The sequence below is a fragment of the Sporosarcina sp. ZBG7A genome (assembly GCF_000813425.1).
Lineage (GTDB): Bacteria > Bacillota > Bacilli > Bacillales_A > Planococcaceae > Sporosarcina.
Genome location: NZ_JWIB01000034.1, coordinates 92899 through 106139 on the forward strand (window position 1 = coordinate 92899; position 13241 = coordinate 106139).

13 protein-coding genes are annotated in these 13241 nt (G+C 40.7%); 4 read left to right on the forward strand and 9 right to left on the reverse strand.

Features of this window, described 5'->3' with window-relative positions:
* Nucleotides 1-13 precede the first annotated feature (13 nt).
* On the forward strand, nucleotides 14-1507 hold the full coding sequence (locus RL70_RS12810) for a multicopper oxidase family protein (RefSeq protein WP_039043792.1): 1494 nt from the start codon (nucleotides 14-16) through the stop codon (nucleotides 1505-1507).
* 123 nt (nucleotides 1508-1630) lie between these two features.
* On the opposite strand, the gene RL70_RS12815 is transcribed toward RL70_RS12810, so the two are convergent.
* Nucleotides 1631-2458, reverse strand: a complete 828-nt coding sequence (locus RL70_RS12815) for an MBL fold metallo-hydrolase (RefSeq protein WP_231567275.1) — start codon at nucleotides 2456-2458, stop codon at nucleotides 1631-1633.
* A gap of 342 nt (nucleotides 2459-2800) precedes the next feature.
* Nucleotides 2801-3382: a DUF4256 domain-containing protein gene (locus RL70_RS12820; protein ID WP_039043794.1), complete on the reverse strand. Its 582-nt coding sequence runs from the start codon at nucleotides 3380-3382 to the stop codon at nucleotides 2801-2803.
* 277 nt (nucleotides 3383-3659) lie between these two features.
* Between RL70_RS12820 and RL70_RS12825 the strand changes: the two genes are divergently transcribed.
* Complete coding sequence (locus tag RL70_RS12825) at nucleotides 3660-4544, forward strand: AraC family transcriptional regulator (RefSeq protein ID WP_231567272.1); 885 nt, start codon at nucleotides 3660-3662, stop codon at nucleotides 4542-4544.
* A gap of 1 nt (nucleotide 4545) precedes the next feature.
* Here the strand turns inward: RL70_RS12825 and RL70_RS12830 are convergent, their stop codons facing one another.
* The 3 genes from RL70_RS12830 to RL70_RS12840 form a co-directional block, all read right to left on the reverse strand.
* Nucleotides 4546-5796, reverse strand: coding sequence for an MFS transporter (locus tag RL70_RS12830; RefSeq protein WP_039043795.1), 1251 nt, complete (start codon nucleotides 5794-5796; stop codon nucleotides 4546-4548).
* A gap of 197 nt (nucleotides 5797-5993) precedes the next feature.
* Complete coding sequence (nagZ, locus tag RL70_RS12835) at nucleotides 5994-7271, reverse strand: beta-N-acetylhexosaminidase (RefSeq protein ID WP_052245952.1); 1278 nt, start codon at nucleotides 7269-7271, stop codon at nucleotides 5994-5996.
* A gap of 281 nt (nucleotides 7272-7552) precedes the next feature.
* The gene (locus tag RL70_RS12840) at nucleotides 7553-8104 is read right to left on the reverse strand and encodes a hypothetical protein (protein ID WP_039043796.1); all 552 of its coding nucleotides are present in this window, start codon (nucleotides 8102-8104) and stop codon (nucleotides 7553-7555) included.
* 183 nt (nucleotides 8105-8287) lie between these two features.
* Between RL70_RS12840 and RL70_RS12845 the strand changes: the two genes are divergently transcribed.
* Nucleotides 8288-8875, forward strand: coding sequence for an aminoglycoside 6-adenylyltransferase (locus RL70_RS12845; RefSeq protein WP_039043797.1), 588 nt, complete (start codon nucleotides 8288-8290; stop codon nucleotides 8873-8875).
* Between the two features lie 318 nt (nucleotides 8876-9193).
* Here RL70_RS12845 and RL70_RS12850 read toward each other — a convergent pair whose 3' ends face one another.
* The 4 genes from RL70_RS12850 to RL70_RS12865 form a co-directional block, all read right to left on the reverse strand.
* Entirely contained in the window at nucleotides 9194-9922 is a 729-nt protein-coding gene (locus RL70_RS12850) for a VCBS repeat-containing protein (protein ID WP_039043798.1), read from the reverse strand.
* A gap of 319 nt (nucleotides 9923-10241) precedes the next feature.
* A complete protein-coding gene (locus RL70_RS12855; protein ID WP_039043799.1) occupies nucleotides 10242-10529 on the reverse strand; it encodes a hypothetical protein in 288 nt (95 codons plus the stop codon).
* A 5-nt stretch (nucleotides 10530-10534) separates the two neighbouring features.
* Nucleotides 10535-10927 carry a hypothetical protein gene (locus RL70_RS12860; RefSeq protein WP_039043812.1) on the reverse strand — a complete coding sequence of 131 codons (393 nt, stop codon included), beginning with the start codon at nucleotides 10925-10927 and terminating at the stop codon, nucleotides 10535-10537.
* 15 nt (nucleotides 10928-10942) lie between these two features.
* Complete coding sequence (locus RL70_RS12865; protein WP_039043800.1) at nucleotides 10943-11305, reverse strand: DUF2089 domain-containing protein; 363 nt, start codon at nucleotides 11303-11305, stop codon at nucleotides 10943-10945.
* Nucleotides 11306-11919: 614 nt separating this feature from the next.
* Between RL70_RS12865 and RL70_RS12870 the strand changes: the two genes are divergently transcribed.
* Nucleotides 11920-13212: a Na+/H+ antiporter NhaC family protein gene (locus RL70_RS12870; RefSeq protein ID WP_039043813.1), complete on the forward strand. Its 1293-nt coding sequence runs from the start codon at nucleotides 11920-11922 to the stop codon at nucleotides 13210-13212.
* The last annotated feature ends 29 nt before the right edge of the window (nucleotides 13213-13241 follow it).

A 13241-nucleotide genomic window follows, 5' to 3' on the forward strand; every position in this document is an offset into this window, starting at 1 on the left:
GGAGTGGAATATGATGAAAGCAATGATGAAATGGCTTACATTAGCCCTCATCAGCTCACTGATTGCAGGCTGTTCAATGGGTGGTGCCATGGAAGATTCCAAAGGGTCATCTCCAGGGGATGACATGAATCATGACATGAGTGGGATGGAAGGCATGATGGACGGTCATATGGATCACAACAATCCTTTGCCATTGAAAGATTCAAAAGGGGTAAAAGAGTTGGCCATCCCTCCCTTGCTCAAAAAGAGTACGTCTGAAAACGTCGACTACACACTCACCGCTCAGAAGGGTGAACGTATGCTGTTGGAAGGACAGGAAACGGAAACCTATGGCTACAATGGTGACTTCCTCGGTCCTGTTCTAAAGTTGCGAAAAGGAGAGTCCGTTCGGATTAAAACCGTGAATGAACTGGACGAGGATACGACGTTCCACTGGCATGGTTTGGATGTACCTGGTGATGTCGATGGCGGACCCCATAACCCCTTGAAACCTGGAGAAGAACGGATTATTCAATTCAAAGTTACTCAGGAAGCCGCCACTCTTTGGTTCCATCCACATCATCATGGAAAAACGGCTGAGCAAGTGTATAAGGGGCTAGCTGGTCTGCTTTATATCGAAGACGAACATTCGGACAAGTTAAACTTGCCTGATGACTATGGTGTCAACGACTTCCCGGTTCTCCTGCAAGATCGCGCATTCAACCAAATTGGCGAACTTGACTACGAGGCGGCCTATAATTCAGACGGAACGCTTGGTGATCACTTGCTTGTTAACGGCACGCTCGATCCGAAGCTATCCGTCCCTCAAGGTAAAGTTCGGCTGCGATTGCTGAACGGTTCGAATGCTCGTAATTATACTGTATCTCTTAGTTCCGGAGATTCGTTCCAGCAAATCGCCACAGATGGTGGGTTACTAAATGATCCGTTAGAAATGGATTCACTTCTGTTGACTCCTGCAGAACGTGCGGAGATCATCATCGACTTTGACCAGTTGCAAAATGTTAAAGACCTTGCGCTAGTGGATGATCAAGGAACGATTCTTCTGCCATTTGAAGTCAATCAAAAGAAGACTTCCAATGAACTACCTACTGATTTGAATTCGTTTACCGTGACGGAGGAAGAAAGAAATTTGCCTGTGACGAAGCGATTAGAATTGTTCGGCATGATGGACATGGTGACGATCAACGGAAAGAAATACGATAAAGACCGCATTGACATGACCCAAAAAGTCGGCGAAACAGAAGTCTGGGAACTGTCCAACAAGCCAGATCCTATGGGTGGTATGATCCATCCTTTCCACATTCACGGCACGCAGTTTAAAGTATTATCGGTGAATGGAGACGAGCCGGACGACAATCTGAAAGGCTGGAAAGATACGATTGCGTTACATCCTGGAGATCGTGTGAAGATCGCGATTTCATTTGCAAACAAAGGGGTGTATATGTACCACTGCCACATTTTGGAGCACGAAGATAATGGCATGATGGGACAGATTGAAGTGAACTAGCAAATCGAAAAATCCGCCATGCTCTTTTTGAGTGTGGCGGATTTTTTGGTTGCTGTAATAAGCTTTATTGGTTGCAACTTACAATTTGAGGACAGTTCTATTTCTACTTGCTGTTCGGGGATGTCAGTATTTATCCCACTTGGAAGAGTGCAAAGAGTGGTGTTCACTTTCCACTTTGAACTCCTTAACAATAGACGTCACTATATGTATCGAATCCCATTCCCCTTCGGATATGGGCGAGATCGGGTATTCCTTCGGGAACAGTTTTTGATCGATTTCGTTGGGTGACATTCCTCGCCTATATAGCTTTTCTACTTCGGCGAACAGATCCTCCAAGTACTCCAATTTCTGTGTCAGCTTGGCTTTTCCATCGGAAACATAGCCGGCATGGCAACAAAACATCGAACCTACATCATATGTAAGGATATTCCGGATGGAAGTCATGATCTGGGGAACCGATTCACTTGTTATGATGACCTTCGTTCTCCGTGATACAAACAAATCTCCTGAAAACAGCGTTCCTGTTTCGCTATCGAACAGCGCAATATGGTCATCCGCATGTCCAGGCGTGTGGATTACTTCCCATTGCTTCGTCTTGGAACGGATAGTTTCATTTAACGGCAGTGCGCTGAATGCGTTACGTAGCCCCCACGTTTTCTTACGGTAAGCTGGATACGGAGAATCCTGGGAGCACCTACCTATTCCCAAAGGATGGATATAGATTGGGACTCTCCGGTTTTCCATGATCCATGGAGCCATCCCGGTATGGTCTTCATGATGATGCGTCAGCACTACCCGATCGAACGAAGCATTTTCGTAGAAAGGGGCTAGATCTTCCTCCAAGTTGGACGGCCCTGTATCAACCAACATGCCATCTATTATGAAGGCATATACTTTTCCAACAAGAGAATTCCTCATTTCGACGCACGTCACGCCTTCTCTTTCATACACTTGAAGCAAGTCCGTCCACTTCCTTTCACGTAATCAGCCTTTTTTTGTTCCTGCCATTCAATTAATACTTTCCGCGCTTATCTCGCATCGCGACCTTACTCCTTTATTACTTCAATTGCCGTTATGATAAATCCTCCCAATGATCTTATGTTTGTGTCTGTGCACCACATAGCTGCAACCACAGAAGAACACCTTGCTTCAATGGATGAAATCACGACATCATCTAAAACTTTTTCTCATATGACTGAGGAGCTACAACAAATGGTTATGAGTTATGACCATTAAATATAAAACCGTCTCAACCCAGTATAGGATTGAGACGGTTTTAGTGTGCTTTGTTGGTTATACGTAAAGAACTCCACGGAATCCTCTAGCTGCATAATAAGACTCAACGCCGTTGTGATAAACGAAAACGGTGTCGAAGCGGAAATCGCAGAAAAGTCCGCCTCCAAGTTTACGGATATTTGAAGGTGTTTGGATCCATGTTGAAGTTTTCTTATCGAAATTTTCGAGCTGTTGTAACGCTCGGTATTGTTCTTCATCCAACAATTCGATTCCCATTTCTGTTGCCATCCCGACAGCGCTATGTGCTGGTTTGTTCTTTTTCCGTGCTTCGAGTGCTTCCGGGTCGAAGCAAACACTTCTGCGACCTGAAGGGCTTTCTGCTGAACAATCGCAGAACGTAAAGGTATCCTTCTCATTGTCATACTCGATGACATCAGGCTCTCCACCAGTTCTCTCCATCTCGTTCAGTGACCACAGTTTTTCCGTATTTACATCGAGCTTTGCTTGAACCGTTGCCCATTCCAGTTCTGGATGACGGTGCATATTGTCTTCAAAACGAGATTTTAAAATGCTGAGTAGTTCTTCACACTGTTCAACTGGCAACTCTTTCTTTGCAATGCTTTCACTTGAATTTGTCATAGTTGCTCCCCCTTAATCAGTTCTCTTTTGTTAGTTCAAATGATACCACGACTTATACTTCTACGTTGGATTTCTTCATTGATCTAATGAATGTTTACGTTTAGTACCAGGGCGTTGTCTAAGATTTTCTTCACTTCATCCCCAATAAAGTCTAACCTCTACAGTATGCTATAATCAGCATACATTTTGAAATCCGGTTGATAGTGAACTAGATTTCTTACCGTATTTACGATAAAAAGAGGTGATTGGTATTCTAAAATTAGGAAGGGTTCAACAAGTGATTGATTACATTGAAGAGCATATTCAAGATGAACTAACACCTGATCTTTTAGCTGATATCGCTGGGTACTCTCCGTATCACTTTAACCGGATTTTCGAAAAACAAACGGGCTATACGTTGATGGATTACGTAGTGAAACGGAAATTACAATATGCTTTGTACGATTTAGCTCAAGGGAAAAAGGTCATTGAGATTGCGTTAACGTATGGATTTGAGACGCATGCTGGATTTACGAAGGCGTTTAAGAAGTGTTTTGGAAGTCCCCCGCGATTATATCGACAGCATTGTCCTAGCTCACTCCCTCAAAAAATCGATTTGAGTCGCCTTGAACAGAATCAGGTAGGCGGCATTGTCATGCAGCCCAAGCTAGTGCGTAGAAGTCCTTTTACCATTGCGGGGAAAACTGTTGAACGATCCATTCGCAATATTTCTTATACACGTGACTCGCCTGCCCTTTGGAACCAAAAACTTTTTCCTGATGAATCCATTGAGCGAATTTTGTACGAGACATTGACTCCTGAAACACACGGGGAATATTGCCTCAATTTGAAAAGCGAAGAACTGGAGGATGGTTTCACCTACTTGTTTGCAGTGAATTATGATAGTGGAACTTCCCTTCCAGACAGGTGGACTAAATTGACAATCCCTTCCACGACTTATGCCATTTTCCGGACTCCACTAGTTAACGTAGATGACTTTGCCGTTTCCATAACGGGTACATGGCAGTATATTTTAGACGATTGGCTTCCTCAATCCTCTTATGAAGTGGATGAAACCTGTTATGACTTTGAGTACTACGATGAACACTGTCATGACTGGGAATATGAAAAAGTCTATATGGAAATTTATCTTCCAATTAAAGAAAGAAAGCAAGGAAGTTAAACTATTCCTGCTTTCTTTTTAACATAATCCGATACAAAAACAATACAGGGGTTAATAGGATTGCACTAACAATCAGTGCTGTTCTGATAGTATAGCGGGTAGCGACCATTCCGATAATAGGTGCACCGCCTATTTGACCGATGGCATCAGCTTGGCCCTTTACAGAAAAGAATGTCGCTCGAGTTGAAGAATCCGGAATAATTTTGTTTAGCCAAATGTCTTCCAACGGGTACATAATGGTCCGTGTAACTTGAATAATTACAAAAAACCCTAATAAGGCAATCACAGAAGTGGAAGTAGCAAATCCGATTAATGACAGGATGATCAATAAACTGGCCATGAAAAGAACGAGGTAGATTTGAGTGAGTTTTTGGTAGACAGAACTGCGATTTACTACGTGCAATGCAGCAAAGGAAACAAGAACGACAACAAATTGAATCCCTCCTGTTAGGATCACCAATTTTTCTGGAGTCACCGAAGACCAATTCACCACTTCTGAAAGGTGTGATAACCATAAGCGATCAAATCCTTCGCTATAGAAACCGACAAACAAGGCGATTAAGAAAAGAATTCTCATGACCACACTTACTTTCACTTGAACTATGAGTTGTCTTAAACTCTTCTTCATACTTCCCCAAGCTGTTAGGTGTTTCTCTCTCTTTAGCAGTTTGAAATTCTCTTCAGTCATGTTTTTCATCAAATATATAGCTAGCCCCACCGTGCAAATCCCACCGATAATTATCGGTAGTCTAACCATGAAATAGCCAATTGCTATACTTAAAGGAATCGCAATAACTTGCGCCAGATTTTCAATTTTCGCGCCACGAACGAATGCTTCTGAAGCACGTTCTTCTCCTATCTCATCTGCAATCCAAGCTTGACGTGCTCCGCTAGTGAATGTATATCCAATCCCCCAAACGATTTGTGCCAATAAAATTGCTGAGAAATAAGGAAATAATCCTTCTATTAAAAAGCCAACGCCAATAAGGACATAACCAATGACAATCGAGAGTTTACGGCTCTTTAAATCTGAAACGACGCCTGTCGGAATTTCAAAAAGAAAGACGGTCAGTTCCAAGACTGTACCGACAAGCACCAGTTGCAGCGGATCGAGCTTGACTGTATACACTTGGTACAGCAAATTCACCGTCACGATTAAGGTGAAAAATAATTGCGATAGAAATGCTGTGTTGAGATAGACTTTATATGGATCTTTTGTTAGTTGTTTTATAATGCTTCCCTCCCTACTCACTATTATAGAAAGGGAGGGAACTCATTTCTTATCCAAATTTGCGATGATTTTTAATAGTAGTTCATTTTTCTAGTTTGCAATAGAACTTTGTCCATTATTTCTTAACAGGCATCCAAATTTCACTGTAGTACTGATCTGAATATGGATCTGCATCACTAAGGTATACTTCCATTTCAGATCCACCTGAATGCTCGAACTCAGTTGTGACTGCTCTTTTTAGTTACTTCTTTGATTTCTTTATTGATCTTTTGGATGTTTACTTTCGGTGTCGCTTCATCGTCCAACTTATACTTCTCTTTCAGTTTGATAATCCGCATGACACTTTCGTCAATCCGTTGTTCGCTGATTTCGTTGGCGGCCACCGCTGCTTTCAGTGCCTCTATCACCGCGATTACTTTCACTGGATCATGTGCGACGAGAATGACATCGCTTCCGGCTTTGACGGATTGAACGGCAGCTTGGGCAATGCCATAGTGATTCGTGATTGCTTTCATTGTCATATCATCGGTCATGACAAGCCCGTTGAAACCGATCTGTTCGCGAAGCAAGTCAGTGATGATTGCTGCTGACATCGAGGCTGGATAGGTTGTATCCAACTGTGGCAATAAGATATGAGCGACCATGACGACATCTGCGTCTGCTTCAATCGCTTTTTTGAATGGAATCAGTTCGAGTTGTTCGAGCTGCTGTAGGGTTTTGTTCACCTTGGGCAGTTCCAAATGGGAGTCGACGGATGTGTCCCCGTGTCCCGGGAAGTGTTTGACGACAGGGATGACGTGTTCTTCCTCGATACCTTTCATGGTTTGGATACCGATTGTGCTTACGATTTTGGGATCTGCGCTAAACGACCGATCCCCTATGACAGGGTTATTCGGGTTACTGTTGACATCTAGTACAGGTGCAAAGTTCATGTTGAAACCGAATTGGGTCAGCTGCTTCCCAAGTATTCGTCCGACATTGAAGGCATAATCAGGATTGTTCGTTTTGCCGATAGTTGCACTCGTTGGCAACTTTGCGACTTGTTTCGGCAGACGAGCGACGCGGCCACCCTCTTGGTCGATGCTCGTAAACAGTGGAAGCGGATTGTTTTGGTTGGCTACTTTCAGGTTGTTCACGAATTGTACGGTTTGGTCAGGAGTGTTGACGTTGTTTGCATAGAAAATGACGCCACCAATCTGGTAGTGTTCGATAAGCTGTTGGGACGCTTTGTTGATGGCCGTACCGTCGATTCCTGCAAGGACGAGCTGGCCAATCTTTTCATCCAGTGTCATGTTAGGCAGCACCTTTTCCTCCTTCGTTTCAACTTTTGTCCAGATTGCGATATGGTCCACGGTTGGATTTGGTTTGCCGTCTATCGGTTTCAAGGTCAGCTCAATTGAAGTAGACTTCCTTCCTGAATTGTTTTTGAGTGTAAATCCCAGTATAACGATAGCGGCAATCACTAGTACCGACACTATATAAAGCACTTTTTTCATGAGGAATACCTTCTTTTCTAAAGGCTGTATTGGATTAGCTATGAGACTCCATCTAGTATGGACAAACACATTGCTTGCTAATACGGTTCATGGTTGACACTTTATGTTTCATCGACGAATAGTAAAAGCAACCTACCTGTATGGAGAAATCAGCAGGAGGTTGCTTCGTTTAAGTATAGATATTCATGTAAGATTGCAAGTGTGCAACTGTTCCTTATTACTGAATCTCCCCCACTGCGGAAGAACGTTTTGAATATCCATAGAAAACCGTGACTGCAAATTTAGGGATTCACGTCAATTTTCCTTTTATATTCTATATAGAGTAAAAAGATTAAAATGACTAACAGAATAGCTACAGAAAACGGTATGAGCCACAAATTTTTCCCATTCAAATATAGCCCCAAAAGCATTACTGCAACTGAAATGACTGGTGCCATTATATAGTAAGGTTTGGAATTATACAGCCATCCAAAAGGGAATAAGTGAGCACCTGTTATAATTGCAAATAACATAACAGCATCGTTTGGACTTTTTATAATTCCCCAAAAAAGGATGGGGAAATAGATAATCTGTGCAATGTTTAAATACAAACCTAGACCGCCCAATGGGTTATTTTCAAACTTCCAATCAGCCTTTATCAAAGTTGAAATAGCAACGGAAATTGGGAACATTAATCCTGTTGAAAACAGCATAAATATGTTTTTCTGATATGTACCTGTTGACTGTAAAAATATTATTGTAATAATAGACCAAATTATGAAAGCGGATGCTATGAATCCCATCCCATTTTTCCCTCTTACTGATAGTTCATTTCTAGTTTCGTATAATTCCAAAGTTATTTTCCACCTCTCTCAATAATACTCCTTGGAAATCAAGGACATACATCCCAATCCTTCCTTTTCATAAAATCCATCTTGCTATGCAAGTGAAATCATACCATAATAAAACTGTGTTTACAGAAGATATTGACATTAGCGCGAAACGCTACTTACGATACTACGAAGATGAGGTGAATCATGTACAGCACTGTGGAAAGAGAGGATTATTTTAGAAATACCATTAGTACAATAGAAGCGGTGGAATTGGTGGAAGGAATCGTTCAACTGGGATCTGGGGTGATTGGCTATAAGGATGTGTATTCTGATATTGATTTAATGGTATGCACATCAAAAGAAGAGAATGCACAAGCAACCAAAGAACAAATACACCAAGCGCTCTCTGAATACACTCCTATGTATATAAAACAGAAAAAGTTCAGCGATACTATTTTTCTCCTAATTTTACTCTTGGAAAACGGGTTGGAGTTTAATATTTCAATTGCTCCACGAAACTTATTACCTGTACGTTCTCCTTTATGGAAAGTAGTCGTGGATAAAACCGGTGACGTATTGAAGAAAATGAATGAGGAGAACGAAAAGTTTGAAAGTAATCCTGTAAAATATGATATCTATAGTGATATTGCTTTTGAGTTTTTCTACTGCACAATCGGACTAGACAAGGAATTAAAACGCAACAATTTTATCTACTCATTGAAATTATTAGATACGATGCGCGAATATATTTTACATGTTCAAGCTATGAACGAAGGCAAAAAGTGTCACTAATTTAAAGCGTATGATACTTTGAATCCGGATTTCATTGAAGGATACCTATCTACTTTTCCAAAGGAGATAACGAAAGACGCAATCGCTGACTCTGCCCTGCAGCTAAAAGAAATGTTTATGGTGGTTATGGGAGACAGTTCTGTGTATGACATGGATGATTCTCTACGACACCTTTTGCGGTAAAGCAAGTGAGTATGTGTCACTTGCGAATCAGAAGATTATCTCAGAAAAAAGAGTTGTACAAAGTTAAAACCGCCTGGATCCTGGATGGATCACTGGCGGTTTGTACTAGAGTGTACGGATCGATCACTATTTAAATTATTGACCGTAGAGAGCGAACCACTGTTGCCAAATTGAAAATTTTTGCCCATCCCACTTCAGGGTATTGATGATATATCCAAACGAATCAGCATGGTAAAGCCCACTAATTTGTTGATACGCCTGGATTTCATATACGCCATCCCGATCCAAGTCTACTGGATAAAATCCGCTAACCCCATCTGCCATCCCTGTAACCGGCTGTTTCAACTTCCCATTTTGATAGTAGATTTGCGATAGATACTCTGCACCACGACCACTTATATCTAACAAATAAGATTTACCTGTTGCAGGGCTATGAACGTTAACTTTAAAGAAGTCCATATAGGTGACGGTGTACTGGTTCTCCTTATTATATTGGTCAAAATCAAATAATTTCTTAGCTTCATTGTTCATGAACGAATATACATAGTCGAATGTAAAAGCGCCAGACCCACCTGAATCTATGCTAATTAAAATGTCCATAATGCCATCGCCCGTAAAGTCCCCTAGAAACACAGTGGGATTGTACCCGGAATGTCCGTTTTCGTTCAACTCAATCGTGTGCACTTTGTTCGTTGCCCCGTCTTGAATGTGTAACGTAATCTGCTGCATATAAGGACTGGATGGGTCCACGGACTTGACTCCCGTCAAATACACGACATCTACAATTCCATCTCCATTGACATCTCCGTATGAACTCGTAATGATTTCCGGCTGTCTGTGCTGGTTAACATGATTCAAATTCATTTTCTCCATCACTCCTACTTAGACGTTTGCCACAGTATATTCATGTGCCTACAAAAGTTTCCAGAGTTTGCTGGGTATAATGGATTTGAATAGTTTTAGATGACACTCACAGTGGGCAGCCACCATCCGTCACCAATAAGATTTGGCGCAGTTATTGATAGGAGGAACGACTTTAAGCGGCGCAGAAGAATTACCCATAGGTATTTCATTGCTAAACAAAAAAAGTAACCGCCCGCAGATGAAGGTGGATACTTTCCTTAACGTATAGGATTCAGAATCATAATTAGGCGATAAACTCTTGGACACAAGTGTCGCCCTTTTATAACTTTACAACAACTTCTGCCCCGTCTCTATCTTTCACTTCAACGATTGTTAATCCACGATACCGTTTGATTTCTCTTACTATTTTCCTAACATCTTTACGATCAATTGAGGTAGGAATAAACGACTTTGCCTCTTTGTCGATGTTCTTTTGGATAAACGAACTGTGTACAAATTTCCATAGTAAAGAGGAAGTAGCAAACCAACCACCGACTTGTATTAGGAAATATGGCAAAGGAACCGTGAATTCAGCTTTCCCTTTTTGTTTCACTTTAACTTTTAACATAGGGATTACTCAATCACGACAGAAATTTTATCGCCATTTTGACTTTCTACTTCGACGATTGGACCCGACAATTCCTCGTCAATTGCTTTGAGGATCAAGTCCACGTCTAACGTGTTGATATCTTTTACGTACTTAGCGGATTCAGGGATGGCTGAAGCAATGTTAATACCCGATTTCAACGCAACTTTGATGAGTCTCAGCGGCAAGTTTACGTTTACTTTGTCGCCTGCTTCTGATGTAACACGAACTTTCAACATACGATCCATGTAGTCCGAACCACTAGCCGATACTGAAGAAGATTCTTTTTCCTTTAACGCTTGAATGAGTTCACTGGCTTCCTCTGCTCCCAGTTTTCCGTCTTGAACCATTGTAAGCACCTTCGCAATCTCTTCTTTCATCATCCATATCCCCCTTTAGTTTCTCTTTATTGTTTTAATTGCTTCGTCAAGAGATATATCCCCATCACCAAGCATGTCAATTACGCTCTTATCCTCTTGATCGGTTTTCTTTTCAGTAATCCCAAGAGCAGAAACAATTTCGTTCAATTTCCCTCGTACAGTTGGATAGGAAACCCCTAATTCTTTTTCAACTTCTTTAATATTCCCACGGCTTTTAAGGAAGATTTCGATAAAAGCTAGCTGTTCTTGACTAAGCGTTGCAAATTTGGAGAGTTCAAATTCATTTTCAATCGTGGTATGGCAATGCGTACACTGTAACTTTGTAATCTTCAGCACTTCGCTGCAAACAGGACAATTCGTAATAATTGGGTAAGCCATATTTATCTCCCTCCCACATATTATTAACATCATACTACACATATACAATAAATCAACTAACTTTCATTAACATAATCAATTATACAATTAATATAATTAATCCCCTTCAACGTATCCATTAGAAAAGAAAACACTTTCGGATGAATAGTTAAAGCAACCACAATCGGTTGGATACCCATCTCACAAAAAATTACTATCTGAATGAATTTATTTACTCTCAACCCATATACACCAAGGGTTTACAGACATCAAAAAGAAGTACCTCCCCAAGTCTCACATATTGGTAGTCGACTATAACACCCCAAAAGACTGGCATTTCAGTCACGAAGAACTACTCTTTTATATTTTTCATAAATAACAAACAAATTGACTTGTGGCCAATTTTCTTATATTCTAAGGTTTATTTCATAAGATGAATTTGTTGTTATCATGATTATTGTATGTTGGGTATAATGATTGCTACGCAATGAAGAAGTAGATATCATTATTATCCATATAACAATTTTCTCGAAAAATAAAATGCACTCTAGCATATGCGGTGCCTCTTCTTATTAATTTTAGAAGAGGCCTTTATTTGTATGTTAACTGATGCGCACTACTTAAAGGAGAGAGAAATGCGAAAAGGAAATCCATGGGCATTAATTCCGTTTGTTGTATTTTTAATTTTGTTTATAGGCTCAGGAATTGTATTAAATGATTTTTATGCATTTCCTGTAATGGTTGCCATTTCAATTGCAAGCGCTGTTGCCCTTTTCATGAACCGTAAAGAAACGATCACAAAAAAAATTGAAACCTTTACGACCGGCGCTGGGAATTCGAACGTAATGTTAATGGTGATTATTTTCTTACTTGCCGGCGCATTCTCAGAAACCGCAAAAGGAATGGGCGCTATTGAAGCAACAGTAAACTTCGCACTTTCCATTTTGCCACAAAACTTATTAGTGATTGGCTTGTTCATAATTGCATGTTTTATATCTTTAGCAATGGGGACTTCAGTTGGAACGATTGTTGCCCTCGCTCCAATAGGTTTAGCTATCGGGGAGCAAACAGGACTTTCAATATCGCTATTAATGGCAACTGTTATTGGTGGAGCTATGTTTGGCGATAATTTATCATTTATTTCGGATACAACCATAGCATCGGTACGCTCACAAGGGGCCGAGATGAAAGACAAATTTAAAGTTAACTTTTTCATCGTGTTACCAGCAGCAATTGTCACATGTGTTATTTTAGCCTTTTTGACGTTGAATTCCACAGCCCAAGTGACACATGCAAGCTTTGATTGGTACAAATTGATTCCTTATCTATTCGTCATTGTTTTTTCTTTGATTGGGATAAATGTCTTTACAGTATTAGCAAGTGGAATCATCCTCGCTGGAACTATCGGCTTCATTGATGGTAGTTATGAGGTGATGACATTTATCAATGCAATTGGTGTCGGTATGAGCAATATGTTTGAAATGGCGTTTTTAGCGATGTTAATTGCCGGTATGGTCGAGGTCATTAAGCATAATGGTGGCATTGATTTTATCGTGCATATTGCAACGCGTAAAATTAAGTCGCAAAAGGATGCCAAATTTGCAATAGCAGGTTTAGTTGGATTAACTGACCTTTCAACCGCCAATAATACGATTGCGATTATGATTGCTGGTCCAATATCCAAAAAAATTGCCGATCAATACGATATCGAGCCACGTAATTCAGCAAGCATCATCGATATTTTTTCATGTGTCGTTCAAGGTATAATTCCGTACGGTGCACAATTTTTAGCAGCTGCCAGTATCGCCGGCATTTCCCCTATTTTAATCATGCAATATTCGTATTACTCCATTTTAGTGGGCGTCTGCGGAGTCATTGCCATCCTCATCGGTTATCCGAAAACTAAAAATAAACCTATTCAAAAATAACTTCAATTTAAAAAGCAGTGCCGAAAATC

Excerpts from the sequence above, each read along its gene's own strand:
- RL70_RS12850 (WP_039043798.1), bottom strand. The coding sequence starts at position 9,922 with ATGAATTTGAATCATGTTAACCAGCACAGACAGCCGGAAATCATTACG.
- nagZ (WP_052245952.1), bottom strand. The coding sequence starts at position 7,271 with ATGAAAAAAGTGCTTTATATAGTGTCGGTACTAGTGATTGCCGCTATC.
- RL70_RS12865 (WP_039043800.1), bottom strand. The coding sequence starts at position 11,305 with ATGGCTTACCCAATTATTACGAATTGTCCTGTTTGCAGCGAAGTGCTG.
- RL70_RS12855 (WP_039043799.1), bottom strand. The coding sequence starts at position 10,529 with ATGTTAAAAGTTAAAGTGAAACAAAAAGGGAAAGCTGAATTCACGGTT.
- RL70_RS12810 (WP_039043792.1), top strand. The coding sequence starts at position 14 with ATGAAAGCAATGATGAAATGGCTTACATTAGCCCTCATCAGCTCACTG.
- RL70_RS12870 (WP_039043813.1), top strand. The coding sequence starts at position 11,920 with ATGCGAAAAGGAAATCCATGGGCATTAATTCCGTTTGTTGTATTTTTA.
- RL70_RS12860 (WP_039043812.1), bottom strand. The coding sequence starts at position 10,927 with ATGAAAGAAGAGATTGCGAAGGTGCTTACAATGGTTCAAGACGGAAAA.
- RL70_RS12820 (WP_039043794.1), bottom strand. The coding sequence starts at position 3,382 with ATGACAAATTCAAGTGAAAGCATTGCAAAGAAAGAGTTGCCAGTTGAA.
- RL70_RS12845 (WP_039043797.1), top strand. The coding sequence starts at position 8,288 with ATGTACAGCACTGTGGAAAGAGAGGATTATTTTAGAAATACCATTAGT.